The organism is Dyella sp. NPDC103356 (assembly GCF_055584465.1).
The window spans coordinates 191171-215486 of the sequence record NZ_JBVJLZ010000003.1 but is presented as its reverse complement, the minus strand read 5'-3'; the positions used below and the strand labels follow the sequence as shown (position 1 = coordinate 215486).

Sequence of the window (24316 nt, the reverse complement as noted above, 5' to 3'; positions counted from 1 at the left end):
CAGGAGTGAGGAGCTAAGGCCGGCACATCGGCAGGCTTTATCGCGCGGACTTGATCAAGCTAAGCGCCATCTTGGCCGCCGCAATGAGACTGGCCGGGTCGCCGCGCCCGGTGCCGGCCAGATCCAGCGCGGTACCGTGGTCGACCGAGGTGCGGATAAACGGCAGCCCCAGGGTCAGGTTCACGGTGCGGTCGAACGCTTCGCTCTTGAGTACCGGCAGGGCTTGATCGTGATACATCGCCAGCACCGCATCGTAGCGCTCGCGCTGGGCGGGGACGAAGGCGGTATCGGCAGGCAGGGGGCCAAGCAGGTCCATGCCTTCGCCGCGCAAGGCATCCAGAGCGGGAATGATGGTGTCGATTTCCTCGTGGCCGAGATGGCCGCCTTCGCCGGCGTGAGGGTTGAGGCCCAGCACCGCGATACGTGGCGATGCGATACCGAATTTGGTGCGCAGTTCGCGATGCACGATGCGCAAGGTTTGATGCAGTAGGTCCGTGGTGATCGCCGCCGGAACCCGCGCAAGCGGCAGGTGGGTAGTCGCAAGGGCGACGCGCAGCTCGGGACTGGCCAGCATCATCACCACGTCGGCGCTGGCGCGCTCGGCAAAGAATTCGGTGTGCCCGCTGAAGGGGATGCCGGCATCGTTGATCGATGCTTTCTGCAGCGGCGCGGTGACGATGGCGTCGTAGCGATCGGCCATGCAGCCATCGGCGGCTTCGGCCAGGGTGGCCAGGACATGCCGGGCGTTGCGCGGGTCGGGCTTGCCTGGAATCTCCTCGATGCCCAGCGGCACGTGGCGAATGCGCAGGCTGCCTGGCTGCCGCTCGGCCACTGGTGCGCCATCGTCGTCGATCAGTTCAATGGTTGTGCCGCAGCGTGCCGCGGCTCGGCGCAGCAGGTCACGATCGGTGACTGCAACGAAATTGGCCGCCAGCGAGCTGGCGGCCAACCGGATCAGCAGTTCCGGTCCGATCCCTGCCGGTTCGCCGGCAGTGACCGCGAGCCGGGGCAGGGGCGGACGGTTGCTCATGCGAACATCAGGACTTGCCCGTGCCGCTCTGGCCGCCATTGGGCAGGTTCGGATCGCGCAGTTCGGGCACCAGCACGTTGATGTACGCGCTGGAGCGCATTTCGCGCAGGTAGTCGTCGTAAGCCTGCTCGGCCTTGCGATTGCCGATGGCCTGACGCGCCTGATCGCGCTCGATGTCGTTGGTACGGTCGCTCTGGCGCGTTCCCAGCAGCTGAATGATGTGCCAGCCCGCTTCGGTCTGGAACGGCTGCGAGACCTGGTTGTCCTTCAGCGAGGTCAGCTGCTGCGCGATAGCGCCGCCCCATGCCTGCTGCGGGAACCAGCCCATGTCGCCACCGGCGTTGGCGGTGGTGTCGTCCTTGGAGTTGTCCTTGGCCAGCTTGGTGAAGTCGCCCTTCTTGGTCGTGATCTGGTTGTACAGATCCTCGGCCTTCTGGCGCGCCTGCTCCGGGGTCATCAGCTCGCTGGGTTTGATCAGGATCTGGCGGGCGTGGTACTCGGTGATGACCTGGCGGCTCGGTGCGCGCTGGTCGATCAGCTTGAGGATGTGAAAGCCGGTCGGGCCGCGCAGGGCCGCGGTCACGTCGCCGGGCTTGAGCGTGCTGATCGAATCGACGAAAGCCGGCGGCACTTCGTCCATACGGCGCCAGCCCAGATCGCCGCCGTCCAGGGCGTCCTGGGCGTCGGAGAAACGGATCGCCGCTGCCTTGAAATCCATCCCGCCCTTGATCGCATCGACGGCCTGCTGGGCCTTCTTTTGCGCCGCTTCGATATCGGCCGAGTTGCCGCCCGAGGGCACGCTGATCTGAATGTGCGATAGGTGGACTTCGCCGGCCTTGTAGGTGGGGCTGGCGAGCAGGTTGTTGATCTCGCTATCGCTGATACTGACCTGGTCGCGCACCACGCTTTCATGCAGGCGCTGGGCGACCAACTGGTCGGCGAGTTGCTTGCGGAACGCCACGAAGCTCGAACCGTCCTGCTCGACGGCGGCGCGCAGCTGCTCCGGCGACATCTTGTTCTGCTGTGCCACGGCGGCCACGGCCTGGTCGATATCGGCGTCGGACACATGGATGCCCTGGTCGTCGGCACGCTGCACTTGCAGCTTCATCAGGATCAGGCGGTCGAGCACCTGGCGGGCCAGGACGTCCTGCGGCGGTAGCTGGCTGGGGTCGCTGGCGTACTGCTGCTGGACCGAGCGCATCGCCTCGTTCAGCTCGCTCTGCAAGATGATGCCATCGTCCACCACCGCCACGATGCGGTCGAGCGGCTGATTGCCCTGCGGCGCCTGCGACTGCGGCAGCAGCTGGGCGTGGGCGGGCAGGACGGTCGCGGTGGCAATCGCGAACAGGAACAACGCGAGGGGCTGCTTCATCAGTCGGGGGCCTTCAAATCGCCCCTGTGGGCGATGCGGGTGGCAAAAAGGGAAGTTATTGATAACCAAGGATACCACGGCGGAGGATGCCTTCCGTCTGACCGTTGAACGCGCCCAGGCCCTTGAATTCGAGTTCGACCATGATGGCCGTGTTGGCACTCGCGGTCGTGGGATTGTAGAGATTGACGTTGTTGACGTAGTGGCGCCCGACCAGGCGAACAGCTACGCAGCAACTGTCGTACTCCACCCCGGCCAGCGCCTGCACGGTCTTCTTGTCCAGTACCGAGTACGTCCAGTCTCCCACCAGACGCCAGCGATCGGAGATCGGATAGACAATCGAGGCGTCGTATTGTTCCAGCAGGACCTGCGTGGTGCCGGGTGTGCGACGGAAACGATAGGAGAAGTTGAGTACGCCATCGGTTTTGATGCGGCGTTGCAGCTCGAACGCACCCATATCGGTCTGGCGGGTATTGGGATTCCACTGGTACGAGGCGTTGGCGCGCCAGTCGTCGTTCAACTGCGAAGTGATCTGAGCGACGTAGTCCGAGCCGTTGTAGTTGGTCGCCGTCGGGATATCGATCGCTGAATTGCCCACCGGCAGCTGGACGCGCTGCTGAGTGAAATAACGAATCTGGCCAAAGCTTACCGACAGACGCTCCACGCCATTCTCGTCGAGCAGGCGCGAGGTCAGCGCAGCGGTGAGGTTATTCGCGTTCATCTGCCGGTCTGCGCCGGAATACTGGTTGGGCGAGAACAGCTGCCAGTAGTCGAACGACATCAGCGAGGTATCGAACAACGGCAGGTTGTTCTGGTTGCGATAAGGCACGTACAGGTAATACAGGCGCGGCTCGAGCGTCTGCGTATAGTTGCTGCCAAACAGGCTGGTATTGCGGTCGAAGATCAACCCGCTGTCCAGGCTTACGACCGGTAGCGAGCGGCTAGGCGTGCGACTTGTGAACGGCGAAATATCGCCCGTGCCCAACTGCTGGGTATAGCCGAACTGGCGGTAATCGCCATCGAGCTGATAGGTCGTGTAGCGATACGCTACTTTCGGACGCACGAACCAGTACGAACCCTGGAAGTCTGCCGAGATATACGGATAGATATCGATGCGCTTGCCGTCCAGCGCATTGTTTCCCGGGCCCACCGTGACGCTCTGGTTGACCGGATTGACGGTGAAGTTGGACCACGAACTCTTGCTAAAGGCTACTGCCTCGGTTTGCGCGCCAACGTCAAACCAGCGATTGAGTGGGATATCCAGATTCAATGTTGCGCGAGGCAGGCGCTTATAAGGTTCTATCGAATCGGGCAGCGTCGGGTCGACGTTCTGATAGATGTCGCCGCCGAACGAGGCATTCCACCAACTACCACCCGCGTTCAGATAAGCGTTCGAGGCCAGGATTTCAGTGGAAGACTGGTAAATGTCGTTGCCGAAATCGCGCAGATAGTTACGGTCGGACGTACGGTTGATGTTCAAACCCAGGGACACCGGTCCCCAGATATGCGAGCTGTTGACCCACTTGATCAGGTAACGATCTTCACCCTTGGTCTGATCAACCACGCCCACGTCGTTCTTGCCCGTGTCATTGGGCATGTATTCCAGGTTCAAGATACCCGTGGTGCCCGGGAAAATGTTCAGGTAGCGAAACTCGGTCGCCAGCAAAAAGCCACGGTCGCTGTAGATGCGCGGGTCCAGCGTCGCATCGTAGTTCGGTGCCAGATTCAGATAATACGGCGTGCTGACCATGAAGCCCGAGCGGCTGGAGTTGCCGAGCGTCGGATACAGAAAGCCGCTCTTGCGCCGGTTGTCGATCGGGAAGGTGAAATAGGGCAGGTACAGGAACGGGACATTACCTACGCGCATGGTGGCCTTGCGCGCCACGCCCACGCCGGTGTCCTTGTTCAAGGTCATGTCCTTGGCCTTGAAATCCCACAGATGGTGGCCGACGTCGCAAGTGGTATAGACCGCGTTCGTGTAGTGGCTGTGCTGGGCATCGAGCATATGCCCTTGCGTCGCCGTGCCGTTGCCGCGCGACTGCAGCAGCTGGTAGGTGACGTTATCCGCGGTGCCGGTGCTGGCATCGTTATTGCCGCGCATGTGGTCGGCTTTGATCAGCTCGCCCGCTTCCTGGTAGCGGACATTGCCTTTGGCGTCGTAGTCGGTCGTATCGTCGTTATAGTCAGCGGTATCCGACTCCATACGCTGGTCCGCACGCTCCATCTTGACCCGGCCTTCCAGGTGATAGACGGTCTGGTCGGAGCTGTCGACCTGTTCGGCCCACGCATGCGTATTGGACGTGTTGCGTAGCGTGGAATCCTTGGTCAGCGTGGGGTCGTAGAACTCCAGCATCGCGTTGGGCCGGCAGATCGCGTAGTTGTCCGGGCGCGGCGGGCACAGGAAGGTCCCGAGCGGGCAGACCGGTACGGTGCCGTCCATCGACGCCTTGCGATGCTGTCCCTGGCTGTTCTTTGCCTCAGCACCGGGGGCGCCGATCAAGGCGAGGGCAGCGGCTACTGCCAGGAGGCGGCGCGGGGGCAGAGGGCGTCGTGTCACGATGGGCAGTCTGTCGGCTTGTGAAGGGTCGTAAAGCTAGCAGAAAGCCCCCATTTAAGGCAGAGAAGCTTTAAGCCAACCTAGCGGGAGATTCAGCCATGAGCGATTCAAAACTGAACAAGACCGATGCCCAGTGGCGCGAGGAACTCAGCCCCGAGCAATATGCCGTCTGCCGTTGCTCGGCCACCGAGCCACCTTTCAGCGGCAAGTGGTATGAGCACAAGGCCTCAGGAACGTATGTTTGTGCGGCCTGCGGGGCCAAGTTGTTCGAGTCCGATACCAAGTACGACTCCGGCTCGGGCTGGCCGAGTTTCTATCAGGCGATGGATAAAGCCGCCGTCACCCTCCATGAGGACGAAAGCCACGGCATGCGCCGGGTCGAGGTCCGCTGCGCCCAATGCGATTCGCACCTGGGGCATGTATTCCCCGATGGTCCGAAGCCGACGGGTATGCGGTATTGCATCAATTCGGTGGCGTTGGATTTCACGCCCGAGGGCTGAGAACACCATGGATCGGGCGACGCTCATCACGTTCACTTTTGTATTGATTTGTCCGAGAAAAAATCGTCCTAAAAATCAATAGGTTTAGGGAAACTCCAAGGCCCTCGCGCTTACACTTGTCAAGCCTTTTGGGGCTGTTACAACAAGGAGTTTTACCTATGGACAAACGCTTAGTTTTTGCTGTGCTTCTTGGTTCAAGCTTGACGGGGGCGCTTGCACAAGCGTCCTCTTTTGCCTGGTCGGGAACACCGGGGCTCACCCGGTCGGGCGCGATCAGCGCCACCATGAGTCGCGGTCGCCTTTGCATCGAGGTAAAGGATGGCAGCGCGGAAAATGGCGCGACCATACAAGTCGCGCCATGCGATGCGTCAAGCGCGGGTCAGCAATGGATGGCTTACGACCCGCTCGATACCGGTGAGCAATATCATCTTTGGTCGATGGCGTCCGGCGCGTGCATGCAGGTTCAGGATGGTTCGCCAGAGAACGGCGCAGGCATCAGCCAGGAGGAGTGCAACGGCGACTGGTCACAACGCTGGATCCTCAAGCCCTGGGCTCAAACAGGTACGCCGCGCTTCCCGGGCCCGATGACGATCGTCAACGCCGCTACCGGAAAATGTCTGGAGCTCTCGTCGCTCACTCCGCGGCCAGGTCAGGAAGTGTCCCTTGTCCAGCGCACCTGTGCTTCTCCGGTGACCATTCGGGGTGCGTTTCAGGTCTGGTCGGCAGATAGCTGGTTCTGACAGCACGCTGCCGTCAGGTCTGCAGGCTTTGAATATGAGCGCTGGCGCTTGCCGCCAGTGCTCTAAGGTTATAGCCGCCCTCGAGACTCGACACGATGCGCCCCTTGGCATGCAAGCGAGCCAGATCGACCAGGCGCTCGGTGATCCATGCGTAGTCCTCGCTCCCGAGGTGCAGGTCGGCAAGAGGGTCGTCGCGATGGGCATCGAAGCCTGCCGAAATCAGCAGCAATTGCGGCTTGAACCCTGTTATGCGCGGCAGCAGCACGTTCCCCCACAATTCGCGGAAGGCGTATGAGCCGTCGCCTGGCGACAGCAGTCCATTGACGATGTTGCCGACACCGCGTTCGTCTTCCCGTCCGGAATCGGGGTACAGAGGAGACTGGTGGCTGGATACGAACAACACCCGGGGGTCCTGCTCGAAGATGGCCTGCGTGCCGTTGCCATGGTGAACGTCGAAGTCGGCGATGGCGACCCGTTTCAGACCGTATGCGTGAATAGCGTGGGCGGCTGCCACCGCAATATTGTTGAACAGGCAAAAACCCATCGCCTGATCGCGGGTGGCGTGGTGGCCCGGTGGGCGCACGGCACAGAAGGCGTGCTCGCCCTCGCCATTCATGACCGCGTCGACGGCAGCCACCGCAGCGCCGGCAGCGCGCAGGGCGGCTTCGGCGGACGCGGGCGACATCAGGGTGTCTTCGTCCAGCCGCAGCGTGCCTTCGGCAGGCGCGCTGCCAAGAATGCGATCGATATGGCCGGCGTCATGTACGCGAGCGAGTTGTTCACGCGTGGCGCGCGGCGCCTCGATACGATCCAGTGCGGCGAAGCGATCATGGTCGAGCGCATCGAGTACGGCGCGCAGCCGCGCCGGCGATTCAGCGTGGCCAAGCCCCGGATCGTGCTGCAAACAGATCGGGTGCGTGTAAAGGCGCAACACGATTACCCGGCTTTGGGTTTGCGACGGCGTTCGTGCTGCCACAGCACTTCGCCATGGCCGCTGGCGCGCGCCAGCACCCGGCACAACACAAACAGCAGGTCGGAAAGGCGATTGAGATAACGCTGCGCCTGCGGACGGATGTCTTCTTCGCGGCCCAGCGCAATCACCTCGCGCTCGGCACGACGGCACACCGTGCGAGCCAGATGGCAGCACGAGGCGGCCATGCCGCCACCTGGCAGGATGAAATCCTTCAGTGGCGGCAGGGGATCATTGAAGCGGTCGAGCACCTGTTCCAGGCGATCGATATCGGCGTCTTCGATCATCGCCATGCCGGGAATGCACAGTTCGCCGCCCAGGTCGAACAGGTCGTGCTGCACCTGGGTGAGTACTTCGCGCACCTCGTCGTCGACGCCATCGTTGGCCAACACCATGCCGATCGTGCTGTTGAGCTCGTCCACGGTGCCGTAGGCGGCAACGCGCAGCGAATCTTTGCCGACGCGGGAGCCGTCGCCCAGGCCGGTGCTGCCGTCATCGCCGGTGCGCGTATAAATCTTGGAAAGTCGATTGCCCACGATGGATTACTGCTTCGCGTCGTGCTGCTGCCCGGCCTTGAGCGTGCCGGCCAGCTGAGTTACCACCACGTGCAGCACGGCGCCGACAGCCACATAGATTGCGGTCGTCTTGAGGAACAGCAGGTACCAGTCGCCGAAGTTGGCGAACCAGTTGGCCATGCTGCGCGGCTGCGGCACGGTGGCGCTCATCCAGTAGTAGCTGCCGTTGGTCAGCAGATAGCAGACGAACTCGCTGACCAACAGGGCGGCGATGGCCAAGCCCAGGGTGCGCAGGCCAAGGCCGCGCTGATGCTTGGCCAGCCAGCTACCGCCGATCCACAGGCTGAGATACGCCGGCGCCAGCATCCAATAGGCCGCCGACACGCAGTAGTGGTCGAAGAAGCTGATCCCGGCATGGGTGATGACGAAAAAGTCGACCAATACGGCAAGCGCCATCAGGATCGGGAAGGCCCAGCGGGTCGAGCCACGCAGCCAGTAGCCGCCCAGGAAGAACACCGCCCAGGACGCGTCCGGCAAGGCATCGAAGTGGTGCAGGCGGGTGGCCGACATGACCAGCGCGAGCGCCAGGAAAATGCCGATGCGTTGCGTTTGCTTGGGTGCCATGAGCGCTCCGGGTGGGGTCTTCGATCGTACGGTTAAGGCGGCTAGTTTAGCTCACATCGGGCGTGTGCTCGGCGATGGAGCCCAGTGACGTGCGTAACGCGTATCATCGCCGCCATGCATGCCTCGGACTCTCCCCCCTTTGCAGCCCCGGTCCTGATTGTCGGCGGCGGCCTGGTCGGCGCCAGCCTCGCCATCGCCCTGGACACGGCCGGTTGTGCGGTCACCCTGGTCGAAGCGGCCGCGCCGCGTGTCGATACCCAGCCCAGCTACGACGAGCGCAATCTCGCCTTGGCCCGGGCCACGGTCAACGGGCTGACGTCGATCGGCGTCTGGCGCCACGCGGCCGATCGCGCCACGCCGATCCGTCATATCCATGTCAGCCGGAGCGGCGAATTTGGCAGTGTGCGCATGGACGCCGAGCGCCAGGGCGTCGATGCGCTGGGCTGGACCCTGCCGGCACGCGAGCTCGGCCAGGCGTTATTGCGCCGGCTGGACGAGTGCCGCCACCTGACCCGCCTGGCACCGGCCACGTTGCGTTCGCTCCAGTTGCAGGCCGATGGCTGGCTGGCACATATCGATACGCCGGAAGGTCCGCGCCAGTTGCATGCGAAGCTGGTGGTGGGCGCCGACGGCACGCAGTCGTTTGTGCGCGAGCAATTGGACATTCCCGCCGAATCGCTCGACTACGAACAGACCCTGTTCGTTTGCACCGTCACGCCTGAGCGCGAACATGGGAACCGGGCCTTCGAACGCTTTGCCGACAACGGGCCGATCGCTTTGCTGCCGTTGGCCGAACGTCGCTGCGGGCTGGTGCTGACGGTGCCGGCCGAGGAAGCCGGCGAAGTGGCGTCGATGGACGACGAGCGTTTTGTCGCACTCGCCCAAGAGCGCTTTGGCTGGCGTCTGGGGCGCCTGAGTCGTCCGGGCAAACGATACCCGTACGCGATCCATCGCGTTGCGGCGGAGCGCCTGGTCGGCAACCGCGCCGTACTGGTTGGCAATGCGGCGCAGACGGTGCATCCGATCGGCGCCCAAGGCTTCAACCTGGGCTTGCGCGATGCGCTGACGCTTTCGGAACTGATTGCCGAAGCGGGCGACCCGGGCGATGCGGCTTTGCTGCGTCGTTACGCCGAGCGCCGTGCGGAGGATCGCGAGGGCACCATGGCCATGAGTCATGGCTTGGTGCGTCTGGCCTGCCTGCAGCAGCCGTTGCTTGGTCCGTTGCGCTCGCTGGCGATGCTGGCATGCGATCGTCTGCCGCCACTGCAGGATCTGCTGGCGCGTCGGGGCATGGGTTTTCGTGGTCAACCGCCTCGCGCTGTATTGGAACGCCTGCCATGAACAGCAGTTTCCGCAGTGATGCCGCGCGACGTCGTGGCCCGGCGCTGGATGTCGCCATTGTCGGTGGCGGTATGGTGGGTGCGGCCGCGGCCTTGAGTCTGGCCCGCGCCGGGTTTGCCACCGCCTTGTTGGAAGCGCGTGAGCCGGCGCCGTGGAAAACAAGCGACGAAGTCGATCTGCGTGTCGTAGGTCTGGCCCCTTCGTCCATAGCCTTGCTCGACGAGCTGGGCGTATGGCCGTCCATTCGCGATGCACGCTGCGGTCCGTACTCGCACATGCATGTATGGGACGCCGAAAACGGCGCGGCAATCGATTTCGACGCGGCCGACGAAGATCGTCAGCTACTCGGCTATATCGTTGAGAACAATCTTGTGCAGTGGATGCTCTGGCAGGCGTTGGAGCCGGCCGGCGTACGCCGGCTGTGTCCGGCCAAGGTGCACGGCTTCGAGGTACGCGAGGATCGCGTGCAACTGGAGCTGATCGATGCCGAGCCGGTCGCAGCACGGCTGCTGGTTGCCGCCGATGGCGCCGGTTCGCCGCTGCGCGACATGGCCGGCATCACCACGCGAGGCCGCGACTACGGCCAGCGCGCCATCGTCGCCCACGTGCGTACCGAACGTGCGCACCAGAACACGGCATGGCAGCGTTTTCTTCCGACCGGTCCGCTGGCGCTGTTGCCGTTGGCCGATGGTCGCAGCTCGATCGTCTGGTCCTTGCCCGAAGCCGAAGCGCAGCGTGTGCTGGCGCTGGATGATGTGGCATTTTTGAACGAGCTTGGCATCGCCAGTGATTTTCGCCTTGGGCCGATCCTGGCGACGACGCCGCGCGCGGCATTTCCTTTGAAATTGCAGCTCGCCGAACGCTATCAGTCCGAACGCTTCGTGCTGCTCGGCGACGCTGCCCATGCAGTGCATCCGTTGGCCGGACAGGGCGTGAACCTGGGGCTGCGCGACGTCACCGAATTGCGCGACACCTTGCGCGTCGCGCGTGATGCCGGCCGGGATATCGCCGCCGAACACGTATTGCGCCGCTATGCGCGCCGCCGTCGCAGTGCCGACACGCTCGATGCGCTTGGTTTCGACGCGCTCGCTCGCGTCTACGCATGGCAGGCGTCGCCGGGCGTGGCGGCGCGCGGTCTGGGCGTACGGCTGCTCGATCGCCTGGGGCCGCTGAAGCGGCGTATTGCGGCACACGCCGCGGGGCGTTGAACCATTTGTCGCTGTTTCGCTATTGACTGAACTTTCGCCACCCGAGGACAGAACCATGCGTATGGCTCGTTTAGCTTGTCTGTTGTTGCTGGCCGGTTGTTCCTTCGCCGCGCAGGCGAAGATGGTGCACAAGCCGGTCGAATGGACACAGGACGGCACGCGTTTCCACAGCGTGCTGGTGTATGACGATGCGGTCAGCGCCAAGCGGCCTGGCCTGGTGATGGTGCCGAACTGGTATGGCGTGAACGATCAGGCGCTGGAAAAGGCCGACGGCATTGCCGGTAAGGACTATGTGATTCTCGTTACCGATATGTACGGCGAGAAGATTCGCCCGACCAACGATAACGAGGCGATGGCGGCGGTAAAGCCACTTTATGGCAATCGCGCCGAGATGCGTAAGCGTGTGAATGAGGCACTCAGTCAGCTCAAGGCACAGGCCAAGAGCGCGCCGATCGATCTGGCGCATCTGGCGGCGATCGGTTTCTGCTTCGGCGGCTCGACCGTGCTCGATCTTGCGCGCAGCGGTGCCGATGTAGCGGCCGTCGTGTCCTTCCATGGCGCCTTGCAGACCGACGACCCGTCGCTGGCCAAGAACATCAAGGCACGCGTGCTGGTCATGAACGGCGCCGACGACAAGGGCACCATGCCCGACGCGGACAAGTTCATGGACGAGATGCGTTCAAGCCCGGCCGATTGGCAGTTCGTCGTGCTCGGCAATGCAGTGCATTGCTTTACCGAGAAAGGTCAGAACTCGCCGGGTTGCAAATATGACGAGCGTGCGGCGCAGCGCAGCTATCGGTTGATGCGCGATTGGCTGCATGGCGCGTTTGCCGGCACGCCGTAAAACATCGAGGACTTTCTCGATCTTTGTAGGAGCGACTTCCGTCGCGACTGAAGTCGCTCCTGCAAGAACTTGCTGGCCTTCTGAGATTTTATCGAAGCTTTCTTCAGGCGGTCTGCAGTGCCTGTGTCAGAACTTGCGTTCTACCGAATAATCGGCCAAGGCGCTGAGTGCATCGCGATAAGTCGATGGCGGCAGGTGATCGAGTGCGCTACGTGCGGCATCGGCATGCATGACGGCACGCTCGTGCGTGCGTTCCAGTGCACCTGAGTCGCGGATGGCGGCAATGATGCGATCGAGCGAATCCAGGCCGCCATGTTCGATCGCATGGCGCAGCGATTGCGCCTGCTCCGGGCTGGCGTTCTTCAGCGCGTAGATCAATGGCAGGGTAGGTTTGCCTTCGGCCAGATCGTCGCCGATGTTCTTGCCCAGGGTATCGGCGTCGGACACGTAGTCGAGCAGGTCGTCGGCGATCTGGAAGGCGTAGCCCAGCTCCATGCCGTAACGGCGCAGCGCGGCCACCTGAGGGTCCGGCAAGCCACCGAGAATGCCACCCAGTTCCGTTGCGGCCGCGAACAGCACGGCCGTCTTGCGTTCGATCACGGCGAGGTAGGCTGCCTCGTCGACGTCGGCATTGCCGATGTTGAGCAGCTGCAGCACTTCGCCTTCGGCGATCGTGTTGGTGGTGTCGGCGAGAATGCGCATGATGCGCATATCGTCCAGCTCGACCATCAGCTGGAACGAGCGCGAATAGAGAAAGTCGCCGACCAGTACGCTGGCTGCGTTGCCCCAGAGCGCATTGGCAGTCTTGCGGCCGCGACGCAGGTCCGACTCGTCCACCACGTCGTCGTGCAGCAGCGTCGAGGTATGGATGAATTCGATAACAGCGGCCAGCTTGATGTGTTGTTCGCCGCGATAACCTGCCGCCGCCGCGGAAAGTACGTGCAACATCGGGCGCAGGCGCTTGCCGCCGCTGGCGATGATGTGGTCGGCGATCTGGTTGATCAGGACCACGTCCGACGAGAGACGTTGACGGATCAGCGTATCGACGCGCTGCATGTCGGCGGCGGCGAGCGCGCGCACGGCGGCGAAGTCGGCGGTACGGATGGCGTCGGCAGGTATCGTGGTCATGTGGGAGTCGCAGTTACGAATGAGCCAGATTATAGACGTAGAGCAAGGCCAGTCCGCGACTGAGGCTTTCTGTCCGGAACTATTAGGTGGGTGCTGTTGCGGCGCGTGGGCGTTGCAATAGCTTAAACTTGCGCCATCGGAGGGCTGGGGCCGGTACGCAGGAAAGCGACCTGGTAGGGTCCGTTACCGGCGCTAATCCAGCGTTTGCAATTCGGCCGCCGCGCCCCCAGATGGGGCGAAGCGGGGGGAATAAACCGATCGAGGCGTCTGCCGATGGCCAGCCAAATTATCGCTCTGATTGCGGAGTACGGCGCCCTCCTGGTGTTTTTCAATGTCCTGGTCGAGCAGGCCGGCCTGCCTGTGCCCGCCGTGCCGACCATGGTGGTCGCCGGTGCCCTGGCCGCCAATGGCCAGCTGCCCTTGGCCACGGTCGTGGCGGCTGCGGTGCTCGGCTGCCTGCTTAGCGATCTGGTCTGGTACTGGGCCGGACGTCGTTATGGATCCGGCGTCATGCGCACCATCTGCCGCATTTCGCTCTCCCCCGATTCCTGCGTAAAACAATCCGAGCTGCGCTTTCAGCGCTGGCGCGGGCGCGTGTTGCTGATCGCCAAGTTCGTGCCGGGCCTGTCGACGGTGGCGCCCCCCCTGGTGGGCGCCATGGGGTTGCGGCCCTGGGCATTCATAGCGCTGGACGTGGCCGGCTCGCTGATCTGGGCGGGTGTCGCCATCGGCCTTGGCTACGTCTTCTCGGCGCAGATCGATCATGTGCTGAACCTGCTGGCCAGCGCCGGCACGGTCGCGCTGGAAATCATCGCTGTACTGCTTGCTCTTTATATCGCCGCCAAGTGGTGGCAGCGCAGGCGCCTGCTGCATTCGTTGCGGATGGCGCGCATTACGGTCGACGAGCTGTCCGGCGCGATTGCGTCCGGGGCGTCGCCGATCGTGGTCGACGTGCGCTCCTCGGCGGCGCGGGTGGTCGACACGCGGATCATTCCGGGAGCCGTCCTGGCCGACCTGAAAAGCATGGAACAGGCGCTGCACGATATTCCGACCGACCGCGAGCTGATCATCTACTGCAACTGCCCGAACGAGACCTCCGCCGCGATCGCGGCCAAGGCGCTGATCGATCGGGGGTATCGTCATGTGAGGCCGCTGCTTGGCGGCCTGGATGCGTGGGATGCCGCCGGTTACGCGATCGAGCATCTGGCGCCTGAGAAAGATGAGGGTGTGATGATCGTGCCGACGCATACGGTGGCTTGATCTAGGGCAAGAGCGCCCCCTCACCCCAGCCCTCTCCCCCGGCAAAGCCAGGGGAGAGGGGGCACACTGAGGTGAGTTTGGATATTGCGCGCTTTTAGCTCCCTCTCCCCTGGCTTTGCCGGGGGAGAGGGCTAGGGTGAGGGGGGGGTTTTTACATCCCCGATGTAAAAATTTACGCGTTCTATACGCCACCCGCCCAAACCGCTACCCCTTTCTTATGTGCCGATTCCTATAGTGCGCGTCGTTGCACTACCTCCTTCGATCGGCATCCCATGGATATCGTCTATCTGCTGTTTTGTTTAGTGCTCAGTGCGGCCAGCATCGGCTTTCTGCTGATCTGCGACCGCCTCGGCAAACGTCCCTGACGCGAATCCTCGCGTAAGCCACCAGGAATTCCCATGACCTTTGTTTATGTCGTGGCCACCGTTATTGCGGTGGCGCTGACGGGCTACCTGTGCGTGGCCCTGCTCAAACCGGAGTGGTTCGAATGACCACGAACGATATTCTTCAGGTAGCCATCTATCTGATCGTGCTGTTGCTGCTGGTCAAGCCAGTGGGGCAGTACATGGCCTTGGTATTTGCCGATACGCCCAATCGCGTCAATCGCCTGGGTGCGGGTGTGGAGCGCCTGTTGTATCGCGCCTCGGGCATTCGTGCCGAGGACGACATGGGCTGGCGTCGCTATGCGATGACCATGCTGCTGTTCAACATCGCCGGCCTGCTGGTGGTGTACCTGTTGCAGCGCGTGCAGCAGTGGCTGCCGCTGAATCCACAGCATTTCGTGGCAATCACGCCGGACTCGGCCATGAACACGGCCATCAGCTTCGCCAGCAACACCAACTGGCAAGCGTATTCCGGCGAGAACGCGATGAGCTATCTCACGCAGATGCTCGGCCTGGCGGTGCAGAACTTCCTCTCCGCCGCGACCGGTATCGCGGTGCTGATTGCGGTCATTCGCGGCTTCACGCGCAAGAGCTCGTTGAGCATCGGCAATTTCTGGGTCGACATGACGCGCAGCGTCTTGTACATCCTGCTGCCGTTCTCGCTGGTCATGGCGTTGCTGCTGGTTTCGCAGGGCGTGGTGCAGAACTTCAAGGCCTACGTCGACGTGCCGCTGACCCAGCACATCGTACAGGTGGAGCAGGTCAAGGATGCCCAGGGCAATGTGCTCAAGGATGCGGCCGGTCATGACGTGACGAAAGAGTCGCCGGTCGATACGCAGAGCTTGCCGATGGGGCCGGCCGCATCGCAGATTGCAATCAAGCAGCTGGGCACCAACGGCGGCGGCTTCTTCGGCGCCAACTCCGCGCACCCTTACGAGAACCCGACGCCGCTTGCCAACTTTATCGAGATGCTGGCGATCTTCCTGATTCCGGGCGGTCTTTGCATCACCTTTGGCAGCATGGTCGGCGATCGGCGACAGGGCTGGGCAATTCTCGCCACCATGCTGCTGATCTTTGTGCCGCTGGCCATCGGTGCGGTAGCCGCCGAGCAGGCTGGCAACCCGGCACTGCATGGTCTGGCTGTCGATCAGCAAGCCACCGCGTTGCAGCCGGGTGGCAACATGGAAGGCAAGGAAACGCGCTTCGGTATCGCCGCCAGCGGCCTGTTCACGGCGATCACCACGGCCGCTTCCTGCGGCGCGGTCAACAATGCTCACGACTCGCTCACTCCACTGGGTGGCCTGGTACCGATGTGGCTGATGCAGTTGGGCGAGGTGATCTTCGGCGGTGTCGGTTCGGGTCTTTACGGCATGCTCGCGTTCGCAGTCGTCGCGGTGTTCATCGCTGGCCTGATGGTGGGCCGTACGCCCGAATACCTCGGCAAGAAGATCGAAGCGTACGAGATGAAGATGGCCAGTCTCGCCGTGCTGTTGCCGTGTGCTCTGGTCGTGATCTGTACTGCGATTGCGGTGATGGCACCAGCGGGTGTCGCCGGTGTCAGCAACCCCGGTGCGCATGGCTTCAGCGAAGTGCTCTATGCGGTCAGCTCGGCCTCGAACAACAACGGCAGCGCATTTGGTGGTCTATCGACCAACACGCCGTTCTGGAACGTCTTGCTGGGCGTGTGCATGTTCTTTGCGCGCTTTCCGCTGGCCATCGCGATGTTGGCCATGGCCGGCTCGCTGGCCGCCAAGCGCCACGTACCGCCGTCGGCTGGCACCTTGCCCACGCATACGCCGCTGTTTGTCACCTTGCTTGCCTGCGTGGTGATCGTGGTTGGCGCGCTTACTTTTCTTCCGGCTCTGGCACTTGGCCCGATCGCCGAATACCTGATGTCAGGGCATTGATTCGATGACTACTCAAACCCATGCCGTGCGCGGCTTCGACCGCGACTTGATTCTCAAGGCCGTGGCCGATTCGTTCCGCAAGCTGTCGCCGCGGCTGCAGTTCCGCAACCCGGTGATGTTCGTGGTGTTCGTATGCAGCGTGTTGACCACGCTGCTATGGATCCAGGCCCTGGCCGGCCACGGCGAGGCGCCGACCGCGTTCATCTTCTGGGTCAGCGTCTGGCTGTGGTTCACGCTGCTGTTTGCCAACTTCGCCGAAGCGCTGGCCGAGGGCCGCGGCAAGGCCCAGGCGGCCGCATTGCGCAGCTCGCGCAAGAACGTCATGGCCAAGAAACTGGCCGGTCCGCAGCGCGATGCGGCGATCACCTTTGTCGAGTCGAGCGAGCTGCGCAGCGGCGACCATGTACTGGTCGAAGCCACCGAATTGTTGCCCGGCGACGGTGAAGTCGTGGTCGGCGCGGCCAGTGTCGACGAAAGCGCGATTACCGGTGAATCCGCGCCGGTGATTCGCGAATCGGGCGGCGACCGCAGTGCAGTCACCGGCGGTACGCGTGTGCTTTCCGACTGGCTTGTCGTGCGCATCACTAGCAATCCGGGCGAGAGCTTTCTCGACCGCATGATCGCGATGGTCGAAGGTGCCGCGCGCCGCAAGACGCCGAACGAGATTGCGCTGACGATCCTGCTGGCCAAGTTCACGCTGATCTTCCTGCTGGCGTGTTCCACTTTGCTGCCGTATTCGATCTATAGCGTTCAGGTCGCCGGCAAGGGCAACCCGATCACGCTGACCGTGCTGGTTGCGCTGCTGGTCTGCCTGATTCCCACCACCATCGGTGCCTTGCTGTCGGCCATCGGTATTGCGGGCATGGATCGCATGATCCGCGCCAATGTCATCGCCACCTCGGGACGTGCGGTGGAAGCGGCCGGCGACGTCGACGTGCTATTGCTGGACAAGACCGGCACCATCACCCTGGGCAACCGCCAGGCGGTCGCCTTCATGCCGGCACCGGGTATCGAAGAAAGCATCCTTGCCGACGCGGCGCAGCTGGCCTCGCTGGCCGATGAAACACCCGAAGGCCGCAGCGTGGTCGTGCTGGCAAAAGAACGCTTCGGCTTGCGCGAGCGCCAGCTCGAAGCCGGTCACGCACAGTTTGTTCCGTTCACCGCGCAAACCCGCATGAGCGGCGTCGACATCGGCGAGCGTCATATTCGCAAGGGTGCGCTCGATGCGGTTGAACGCTATCTGGATTCGCTGGGTAGCCATCTGCCTCCGCTGGTCAAGCGGATGGCCGAAGACATCGCGCGTCGTGGCGCCACTCCGCTGATTGTTACCGAGGGTTCGACGGCGCTGGGCGTGATCGAGCTGAAGGACATCGTCAAGGGCGGTATCCGCGAACGCTTCGCCGAGATGCGCCGTATGGGCATCAAGACGGTGATGATTACCGGCGACAACCCGCTCACTGCCGCGGCGATCGCCGCCGAAGCCGGCGTGGACGATTTCCTTGCCGAGGCGACCCCGGAAGCCAAGCTGAAATTGATTCGCAGCATCCAGGCCGAAAACCGCCTGGTCGCCATGTGCGGCGACGGTACCAACGACGCTCCGGCGCTGGCCCAGGCCGACGTGGCGGTGGCGATGAATACCGGCACGCAGGCGGCCAAGGAGGCCGGCAACATGGTCGATCTGGACTCCAATCCGACCAAGTTGATCGAGGTGGTGGAGATCGGCAAGCAGATGCTGATCACGCGCGGCGCGCTGACGACCTTTTCGATCGCCAACGATATCGCCAAGTATTTCGCGATCATTCCGGCGGCGTTCGCCACCACCTATCCGGCGCTCAATGCGCTCAACGTGATGCATCTGGCTACGCCGCAGAGCGCCATTCTGTCGGCCGTCATTTTCAACGCATTGATCATCATCTTTCTGATTCCGCTGGCACTCAAAGGCGTCAAGTACCGCGCATTGGGCGCGGGTGCGCTGTTGCGTCGCAATTTGCTGGTCTATGGCCTCGGCGGCATCGCCGTGCCGTTCGTCGGCATCAAATTGATCGACCTGTTGCTGGTGCTGTGCGGTCTCGCCTAATTCCCGACAAGGATCAAAGCAAGCGATGAATACCCTGAAGCTCTCGGTTTCCCTCCCCGACGAAACACACCCCGATATGGAGTTGCGTCTGTCGGCCAACGACTCGCCCTGCGATGTGGTGATTGCACTCCCCATGCACGCCAAGGTACGCGTCGCGCCAAACGATAGCGAGGCGACGCAGCAGGACGATGAATATGTACGGGGCGGGTACGCCGGGATCTAACGCGAAGGCTCGATAGTGGGCGCGTCTGAAACCGCGCTCGCCAAAAGCTTCGGATTGTTGTTTCAACCACCAGAGGCGGTCCGTTGCGGGACCGGATTCGAATTACTATGTCTGTAAAGAAAGTTCTAGCTGTTGCCGTGATGATGGCGCTGATCCCCGTTGGCAAGGCGTTGGCCGATGACGCGCCACAGGCGGCGAGCCAGGCCTTGGGGCCGCCTGCCGCAAGCCAGCCCGCGAGCGACGATTGTTCGCACGGGTTTGGCTCGCGCCTCGCCGCGGCCTACCGTGAAGATGCTCAGCCGTCGGACCCGAACGCTCCCGCCGCTCAGCGCCGCGCGATGGATGCGCCGCTCGACTCGCCGCCGTTCCCCAATGGCGAATGGCAGCTCGGTGGCGTCGCTGCGCCCATCGGCGTGCCGGTGGCCTACGGCCAGTACCCGCTGCAAAAAGCGCTCGCCTGCACCAGCCTCGGCAACTGGATGAAGCGCAACCGTGTCGAGATCAACGGTTGGATCAATCCGTCGGCCAACGTGAGTTCGTCCAGCTTCACGAACTATCCGTTGTCGTATGCGACGCGGCCTAACCGCGTGGAGTTCGATCAGCTCGTCATCAACCTTACCCGCGTGGAAGACACGGTCCAGACCGATCATGTGGATTGGGGTTTCAACATTTCCACCTTGTATGGTTACGACTACCACTACACCGTAACCAAGGGCGTGTTCAGCAACCAGTTGCTCAACCACCCCAATTCGAACGGTCCGTTGGCTGGCAAGGTCTATGGCATCGATCCGATGCTGTTCTATTACGACCTCTACATCCCCTCCGTCGCCGAGGGCATGGTGATTCGTTTCGGCCGTTACTTGTCGCTACCCGACATCGAGGCGCAGTTCTCGCCGCAGAACTACCTGGTCACGCATTCGATCCTGTACACGGTCGATCCGTATACCCAGACCGGCATCATGACTACGACGCGGCTCAGCCAGCAGTGGACGTTGCAGCTTGGCATCAATGGCAGCAACGACACGGCGCCGTGGAATCATTCGGCACGGCCGGCATTGCAGGCCTGCGTACGTTGGGTGTCCAAAGACAACAACGACATGCTGTATCCCTGCGTCAACAACTGGAACACGTCCGACTACAACTACAACAACGTGCAGATGTACGTGATGACCTGGGGCCATCGCTTCAGTTCCAAGGTGCATATGCAGACCGAGGCCTACTACATGTACGGCCGCAATATTCCGGGCTTCGGGCCGGATGGCGAGCCGGGCGTCGTGGCTTCGTCGCCGTATCCGGGCAAGGCGGGCGAATACGGTGCGGTGAACTATCTGAACTTCGAGTTGAACTCCAGCAACATGCTGACGTTCCGCAACGAGTTCTACAACGACCAGAAGGGTCAGCGCACCGGGTATGCCACGAAATACAGCAGCCACACCCTGGGCCTGACGCACTGGGTATCGTCGGATCTGGAAATTCGTCCGGAAATCCGCTACGAGCATTCGTATGAGGTGAACGCATACAACGCCGGCAAGAAGAACTACCAGGCAGTCGCCATCGTCGACGCCATCCTGCACTACTGAGGTAAACACCGTGAAGCAGCTACGCCCCATCGTTACGATGCTTTTGTTGATGACGCTGATCACCGGCGTCATCTATCCCCTGGTCGTCACCGGTGCGGCGCAGCTGCTGTTTCCGGCCAAAGCCAATGGCAGCCTGATCGAGCATGACGGCCATGCCGTCGGTTCGAGCCTGATCGGCCAGTCCTTTACCGACCCGAAGTATTTCTGGGGCAGGCCGTCGGCGACCGCACCGATGGCCAATAACGGCAATGCATCGACCGGTTCCAACCTTGGCCCTACCAATTCGGCGTTGACCGATGCCGTCAAGCAGCGCATCGATGCGTTGCATGCGGCCGATCCGGGCAATAGCGCAATCATCCCTTCGGATCTGGTGACCGCATCGGGCAGTGGACTCGACCCGGAGATCACTCCCGCCGCGGCGCAGTATCAGCTCGCACGTGTGGCCCGGTTGCGTGGTTTGAGTGAGGATCAGGTGCGTGGCCTGGTGGCAGCGGCCAGTTCGGGTCGTCAGTTGGGCGTGCTCGGCGAGGCTCGGGTGAATGTGCTGCAGCTCAACCTTGCACTGGACGACCTGCAAAAGCGTTAGACTTTTTGGAAACTCGCGCTTTGCGGGAAAAGCTTAACCCTACGGACAAGGCCATGCAGCCAAAAAACAGAGATTCATCCTGCATGGTCGCTTCCCGGATTGCGGGGGCATGATGGGTACGTCCGGGCCTTCCCGCGAAGCGCGAGCCGACGCTTTGCTCGATGCCGCCAGCGAAGATCGCGAGCGTCGCCTGAAAGTCTTTCTGGGCGCAGCTCCTGGTGTCGGCAAGACCTTTGCGATGCTCTCTGCGGCAAGAGAGCTCAAGCGCCAAGGCATCGACGTCGTCATCGGCCTGGTCGAAACCCATGGCCGCGCGGAAACCCAGGCCTTGCTGGAAGGGCTGGAAGAACTGCCGCGCCGTCCCGTCGAATATCGCGGCAAATCGTTTACCGAATTCGATCTCGATGCGGCACTCGCGCGGCGACCGGCGGTGGTGCTGGTCGACGAACTCGCGCACCGCAACCTGCCTGGCAGCAGGCATGAGCGGCGCTGGCAGGACATTGCCGAGCTGCTCGAAGCGGGCATCGAGGTCTATACCGCGCTGAACGTGCAGCACCTGGAAAGCCTCAATGACCAGGTGCGGCGCATTACCGGCGTCACGGTGCGTGAAACGGTACCCGATGCGTTTCTCGATCGCGCACGCGACATCGTGCTGGTCGACCTTCCGCCACGTGAATTGATCCAGCGCCTGAAGCAGGGCAAGGTCTATGTGCCGGAAACGGCCGCTGCCGCGCTGGATGCGTTCTTCTCACCCACGAATCTCGTCGCTCTGCGCGAACTGGCGGTGGACACGGTTGCCGGGCATGTCGACAGTGACCTGCGCGAACACATGCTGGCGCGCGGTGGCGTCATGCCGGTCCGCCGGCGTGTTCTCGCGGCGATCGATGGCCACACGCAAAGCGAGTATCTCGTACGCATCGCGCGACGTATCGCCGAACGTCGCGGCGCGCCGTGGAGCGTTGCCTTCGTCGATACCGGTAGCACCCTGGACAAGGCACGGCGTGAACGCCTCGACAGCGCGATGCGGCTGGCACGACGCCTGGGCGGCGATGCCGTAGTGTTGCGCGGACATGCCATTGCCGATGAGCTGATCTCACATGCGGACCGCGAAGGCATAGGCCAGATCATCCTGGGACGCACGCGCGAGCGGCCGTTGGCGCGCATGCTGGGCCGCTCGTTGACGCAGCAGTTGCTGCGCTACGGCGCACACCTTGAATTGACCATCATTGCCACACCGGCCGAACGCGCGCAGTCGCGCCGACGCCTGCGCATGCCGGGTGGGCGAGGGCGGCGCGGCGAGTACGTCTACGCCACGCTCGCCACGCTGGTGGCGTTCGGTTTGTCGTTTATCGCTGATCGTTATCTGTCCGTAGCGAATCTGGCATTGATCTTCCTCACCGCTGTTCTGGTGGTGGCGGTGCGTACGCGCATGGCCGTGGCGGTCTACACCGCCGTACTGTGTTTTCTTGGCTACAACTTCTTCTTCGCGCCGCCGCGCTACACGCTGGCGATCTCAAATGTGGACGATCTGCTGGCAGTAACCCTGTTTCTGGTCGCTGCGCTGGTGTGCAGCCGGCTCGCTACCCGTTTGGCCAGTCAGGTCGAGTCGATGCGCGCTGCGCATGCCCATGCGCGTGCCTTGCTGGCGCTCGGACAGCGTTTGTCGACCAGCACCGATGCGTCCGGCATTCGTGAAGTGGGCGCCGCGGCATTGGCGCATGCCCTGCGTTGCGACGTGGCCATACTCGCGCGAGACGCATCCCAGATACTGCACGTGATCGCTACCGCACCGCGCGATTTTCATCTCATCGCACAGGATCTCGCCGCCGCCGAGTGGAGCGAGCAGCATGCCGAGCAAGCCGGTCGTTATACCGATACCTTGAACGCCGCGCCGTGCTGGGTGCTTCCCCTCGGCGGTGAAGGCACGCATCTGGGCGTGGCTGCATTGCGCTTCGACGCCGAGGCGGGTGAACCCGATCCGGACAAGCGCAGCCTTGCCCTGGCGATGGCGCAGGATATCGGCCAGGCGCTAGAGCGTGCGCGCTTGACCGATGAGCTGGAAGGCGCGCGTGTGCAGGGCGAAACCGAGCGCCTGCGCAATGCGCTGCTCTCGTCGGTGTCACATGACTTGCGCTCGCCGCTTGCCTCGATGATCGGATCGGCCGGCACCCTGTCCAGTTACGGCGATCAGTTGCCGAAACAGGAACGCCAGGAACTGCTGGACGCTATCCTGGGCGAAGGTCAGCGGCTGGATCGCTATATCCAGAACCTGCTCGACATGACCCGTCTGGGCCACGGCACGCTCAAGCTCAATCGCGACTGGACCGATGCGGCCGAGATCGTCGCCGCTGCGGTGAGCCGCCTGCGCAAGCTGTTTCCGGATCTGCGCGTGGAAACGGCCCTGCCGCCGGATACCGTGCTGCTGTTCGTGCACCCGGCACTGATCGAGCAGGCGCTGTTCAATATCCTGGAAAATGCAGCGCGCTTCTCGCCACCCGATCAGCCGGTACGCGTACTGGTGCGTGCTCATACGGACAAGCAGCAGATCACCATCGACGTGATCGATCGTGGTCCGGGCATTCCCGAAGACGAGCGCGCGCTCATCTTCGACATGTTCTATTCCGTCTCGCGTGGGGACCGCGCGCCGCAAGGCACCGGCCTGGGGCTGGCGATCTGCCGGGGCATGATCGGCGCCCATGGCGGCAGCGTCGAGGCCTTGCCTGGCGACGGCATCGGCACGACTATCCGCATTACGTTGCCGCTACCCACACCGCCATGACCGCTGCCATTCCCTGCGTGCTCGTGATCGACGATGAGGCGCAGATCCGCAAATTCCTCGACATCGGCCTGCGCGCCGAGGGCTACGAGGTATTGCTGGCGGCCAACGGCGAAGAGGGATTGGCGCTGGCGGCCACGCGCAGCCCGGATCTGGTCATCCTGGACCTGGGCCTGCCTGACCGTGAGGGCCACGAGGTGCTGGCCGACCTGCGCCAATGGAGCCAGTTGCCGGTACTGGTGCTTTCCGTGCGCGACACCGAGAAAGAAAAGGTGCGTGCACTGGACGCAGGCGCCAACGACTATGTCACCAAGCCTTTTGGCATCCAGGAGCTGATGGCGCGCCTGCGCGCATTGCTACGCAATCGGCCGGGCGAGGTCGAGGCGCTGCCGCGTTACGACGATGACCGCCTGCATGTCGACCTGGCCCAGCGCGAGGTGACTCTCGACGGTCAGGTATTGTCGTTGACGCGCAAGGAATACGCCGTGCTGGCGATGTTGCTGCGCCACAGCGGTCGCGTGGTGACGCAGCAGCAGTTATTGCGCGAGCTATGGGGGCCGACACATGTCGAGGACACCCACTACCTGCGTATTGTGATCGGCAAGCTTCGCCAGAAGCTGGGCGACGACCCGACGACGCCGCGCTGGCTGAAAACCGAGCCTGGGGTGGGCTACCGGTTTTTGGCGTGAGTCTGGAGC

21 protein-coding genes are annotated in these 24316 nt (G+C 62.8%); 14 read left to right on the top strand and 7 right to left on the bottom strand.

Annotated features, from left to right (window positions below; genetic code table 11):
• Nucleotides 1–37: 37 nt before the first annotated feature.
• The 3 genes from pdxA to ACZ6WW_RS07790 are packed head-to-tail and all read right to left on the bottom strand — an operon-like array spanning nt 38 to nt 4956.
• The gene (pdxA, locus tag ACZ6WW_RS07800) at nt 38–1030 is read right to left on the bottom strand and encodes a 4-hydroxythreonine-4-phosphate dehydrogenase PdxA (protein WP_465273703.1); all 993 of its coding nucleotides are present in this window, start codon (nt 1028–1030) and stop codon (nt 38–40) included.
• 7 nt (nt 1031–1037) lie between these two features.
• Nucleotides 1038–2402, bottom strand: coding sequence for a peptidylprolyl isomerase (locus tag ACZ6WW_RS07795; RefSeq protein ID WP_465273702.1), 1365 nt, complete (start codon nt 2400–2402; stop codon nt 1038–1040).
• A gap of 55 nt (nt 2403–2457) precedes the next feature.
• A complete protein-coding gene (locus tag ACZ6WW_RS07790) occupies nt 2458–4956 on the bottom strand; it encodes an LPS-assembly protein LptD (protein ID WP_465273701.1) in 2499 nt (832 codons plus the stop codon).
• Nucleotides 4957–5054: 98 nt separating this feature from the next.
• On the opposite strand from ACZ6WW_RS07790, the gene msrB reads away from it, so the two are divergent.
• Nucleotides 5055–5456, top strand: a complete 402-nt coding sequence (msrB, locus tag ACZ6WW_RS07785) for a peptide-methionine (R)-S-oxide reductase MsrB (RefSeq protein WP_465273700.1) — start codon at nt 5055–5057, stop codon at nt 5454–5456.
• Between the two features lie 158 nt (nt 5457–5614).
• Nucleotides 5615–6196, top strand: coding sequence for an RICIN domain-containing protein (locus tag ACZ6WW_RS07780; protein WP_281850309.1), 582 nt, complete (start codon nt 5615–5617; stop codon nt 6194–6196).
• A 13-nt stretch (nt 6197–6209) separates the two neighbouring features.
• Here the strand turns inward: ACZ6WW_RS07780 and ACZ6WW_RS07775 are convergent, their stop codons facing one another.
• The 3 genes from ACZ6WW_RS07775 to ACZ6WW_RS07765 are packed head-to-tail and all read right to left on the bottom strand — an operon-like array spanning nt 6210 to nt 8305.
• Nucleotides 6210–7127, bottom strand: coding sequence for a histone deacetylase family protein (locus ACZ6WW_RS07775; protein WP_465274043.1), 918 nt, complete (start codon nt 7125–7127; stop codon nt 6210–6212).
• A 5-nt stretch (nt 7128–7132) separates the two neighbouring features.
• On the bottom strand, nt 7133–7702 hold the full coding sequence (locus ACZ6WW_RS07770; protein WP_465273699.1) for a cob(I)yrinic acid a,c-diamide adenosyltransferase: 570 nt from the start codon (nt 7700–7702) through the stop codon (nt 7133–7135).
• Between the two features lie 6 nt (nt 7703–7708).
• Nucleotides 7709–8305, bottom strand: coding sequence for a hypothetical protein (locus ACZ6WW_RS07765; protein WP_465273698.1), 597 nt, complete (start codon nt 8303–8305; stop codon nt 7709–7711).
• A 114-nt stretch (nt 8306–8419) separates the two neighbouring features.
• On the opposite strand from ACZ6WW_RS07765, the gene ubiH reads away from it, so the two are divergent.
• Genes ubiH through ACZ6WW_RS07750 form a run of 3 tightly spaced genes read left to right on the top strand, consistent with a single transcriptional unit; the run spans nt 8420 to nt 11698 of the window.
• The gene (gene ubiH / locus ACZ6WW_RS07760) at nt 8420–9646 is read left to right on the top strand and encodes a 2-octaprenyl-6-methoxyphenyl hydroxylase (RefSeq protein WP_465274042.1); all 1227 of its coding nucleotides are present in this window, start codon (nt 8420–8422) and stop codon (nt 9644–9646) included.
• Nucleotides 9643–10854, top strand: a complete 1212-nt coding sequence (locus tag ACZ6WW_RS07755) for a UbiH/UbiF/VisC/COQ6 family ubiquinone biosynthesis hydroxylase (protein ID WP_465273697.1) — start codon at nt 9643–9645, stop codon at nt 10852–10854. The genes ubiH and ACZ6WW_RS07755 overlap by 4 nt, the downstream gene beginning before the upstream one ends.
• A 55-nt stretch (nt 10855–10909) precedes the next feature.
• Complete coding sequence (locus ACZ6WW_RS07750; protein ID WP_465273696.1) at nt 10910–11698, top strand: dienelactone hydrolase family protein; 789 nt, start codon at nt 10910–10912, stop codon at nt 11696–11698.
• A gap of 126 nt (nt 11699–11824) precedes the next feature.
• Here ACZ6WW_RS07750 and ACZ6WW_RS07745 read toward each other — a convergent pair whose 3' ends face one another.
• Nucleotides 11825–12826 carry a polyprenyl synthetase family protein gene (locus ACZ6WW_RS07745; protein ID WP_465273695.1) on the bottom strand — a complete coding sequence of 334 codons (1002 nt, stop codon included), beginning with the start codon at nt 12824–12826 and terminating at the stop codon, nt 11825–11827.
• Nucleotides 12827–13099: 273 nt separating this feature from the next.
• On the opposite strand from ACZ6WW_RS07745, the gene ACZ6WW_RS07740 reads away from it, so the two are divergent.
• The 9 genes from ACZ6WW_RS07740 to ACZ6WW_RS07700 all read left to right on the top strand — a co-directional run bounded on the left by ACZ6WW_RS07740 (nt 13100) and on the right by ACZ6WW_RS07700 (nt 24307).
• Complete coding sequence (locus ACZ6WW_RS07740) at nt 13100–14086, top strand: DedA family protein/thiosulfate sulfurtransferase GlpE (RefSeq protein ID WP_465273694.1); 987 nt, start codon at nt 13100–13102, stop codon at nt 14084–14086.
• A 398-nt stretch (nt 14087–14484) separates the two neighbouring features.
• A complete protein-coding gene (gene kdpF / locus ACZ6WW_RS07735; RefSeq protein WP_281850299.1) occupies nt 14485–14577 on the top strand; it encodes a K(+)-transporting ATPase subunit F in 93 nt (30 codons plus the stop codon).
• Nucleotides 14574–16376: a potassium-transporting ATPase subunit KdpA gene (gene kdpA, locus ACZ6WW_RS07730; RefSeq protein WP_465273693.1), complete on the top strand. Its 1803-nt coding sequence runs from the start codon at nt 14574–14576 to the stop codon at nt 16374–16376. Before kdpF ends, kdpA begins: the two co-directional genes overlap by 4 nt.
• A 4-nt stretch (nt 16377–16380) precedes the next feature.
• Nucleotides 16381–18453, top strand: a complete 2073-nt coding sequence (kdpB, locus tag ACZ6WW_RS07725; RefSeq protein ID WP_465273692.1) for a potassium-transporting ATPase subunit KdpB — start codon at nt 16381–16383, stop codon at nt 18451–18453.
• Nucleotides 18454–18478: 25 nt separating this feature from the next.
• Complete coding sequence (locus ACZ6WW_RS07720; protein ID WP_465273691.1) at nt 18479–18676, top strand: hypothetical protein; 198 nt, start codon at nt 18479–18481, stop codon at nt 18674–18676.
• Nucleotides 18677–18783: 107 nt separating this feature from the next.
• On the top strand, nt 18784–20256 hold the full coding sequence (locus ACZ6WW_RS07715; RefSeq protein WP_465273690.1) for an outer membrane beta-barrel protein: 1473 nt from the start codon (nt 18784–18786) through the stop codon (nt 20254–20256).
• A gap of 10 nt (nt 20257–20266) precedes the next feature.
• Nucleotides 20267–20842, top strand: a complete 576-nt coding sequence (gene kdpC, locus ACZ6WW_RS07710; protein WP_465273689.1) for a potassium-transporting ATPase subunit KdpC — start codon at nt 20267–20269, stop codon at nt 20840–20842.
• Nucleotides 20843–20954: 112 nt separating this feature from the next.
• Entirely contained in the window at nt 20955–23621 is a 2667-nt protein-coding gene (locus ACZ6WW_RS07705; protein WP_465274041.1) for an ATP-binding protein, read from the top strand.
• A complete protein-coding gene (locus tag ACZ6WW_RS07700) occupies nt 23618–24307 on the top strand; it encodes a response regulator (protein WP_465273688.1) in 690 nt (229 codons plus the stop codon). Before ACZ6WW_RS07705 ends, ACZ6WW_RS07700 begins: the two co-directional genes overlap by 4 nt.
• Nucleotides 24308–24316: the final 9 nt, after the last annotated feature.

Coding starts and splice junctions, on each gene's coding strand:
- pdxA (WP_465273703.1), bottom strand. CDS start 1,030: ATGAGCAACCGTCCGCCCCTGCCCCGGCTCGCGGTCACTGCCGGCGAA.
- ACZ6WW_RS07750 (WP_465273696.1), top strand. CDS start 10,910: ATGCGTATGGCTCGTTTAGCTTGTCTGTTGTTGCTGGCCGGTTGTTCC.
- ACZ6WW_RS07745 (WP_465273695.1), bottom strand. CDS start 12,826: ATGACCACGATACCTGCCGACGCCATCCGTACCGCCGACTTCGCCGCC.
- ACZ6WW_RS07740 (WP_465273694.1), top strand. CDS start 13,100: ATGGCCAGCCAAATTATCGCTCTGATTGCGGAGTACGGCGCCCTCCTG.
- kdpF (WP_281850299.1), top strand. CDS start 14,485: ATGACCTTTGTTTATGTCGTGGCCACCGTTATTGCGGTGGCGCTGACG.
- ACZ6WW_RS07705 (WP_465274041.1), top strand. CDS start 20,955: ATGGGTACGTCCGGGCCTTCCCGCGAAGCGCGAGCCGACGCTTTGCTC.
- ACZ6WW_RS07780 (WP_281850309.1), top strand. CDS start 5,615: ATGGACAAACGCTTAGTTTTTGCTGTGCTTCTTGGTTCAAGCTTGACG.
- kdpA (WP_465273693.1), top strand. CDS start 14,574: ATGACCACGAACGATATTCTTCAGGTAGCCATCTATCTGATCGTGCTG.
- ACZ6WW_RS07700 (WP_465273688.1), top strand. CDS start 23,618: ATGACCGCTGCCATTCCCTGCGTGCTCGTGATCGACGATGAGGCGCAG.
- ACZ6WW_RS07755 (WP_465273697.1), top strand. CDS start 9,643: ATGAACAGCAGTTTCCGCAGTGATGCCGCGCGACGTCGTGGCCCGGCG.
- ACZ6WW_RS07795 (WP_465273702.1), bottom strand. CDS start 2,402: ATGAAGCAGCCCCTCGCGTTGTTCCTGTTCGCGATTGCCACCGCGACC.
- ubiH (WP_465274042.1), top strand. CDS start 8,420: ATGCATGCCTCGGACTCTCCCCCCTTTGCAGCCCCGGTCCTGATTGTC.
- ACZ6WW_RS07720 (WP_465273691.1), top strand. CDS start 18,479: ATGAATACCCTGAAGCTCTCGGTTTCCCTCCCCGACGAAACACACCCC.
- kdpB (WP_465273692.1), top strand. CDS start 16,381: ATGACTACTCAAACCCATGCCGTGCGCGGCTTCGACCGCGACTTGATT.
- msrB (WP_465273700.1), top strand. CDS start 5,055: ATGAGCGATTCAAAACTGAACAAGACCGATGCCCAGTGGCGCGAGGAA.
- ACZ6WW_RS07715 (WP_465273690.1), top strand. CDS start 18,784: ATGTCTGTAAAGAAAGTTCTAGCTGTTGCCGTGATGATGGCGCTGATC.
- ACZ6WW_RS07765 (WP_465273698.1), bottom strand. CDS start 8,305: ATGGCACCCAAGCAAACGCAACGCATCGGCATTTTCCTGGCGCTCGCG.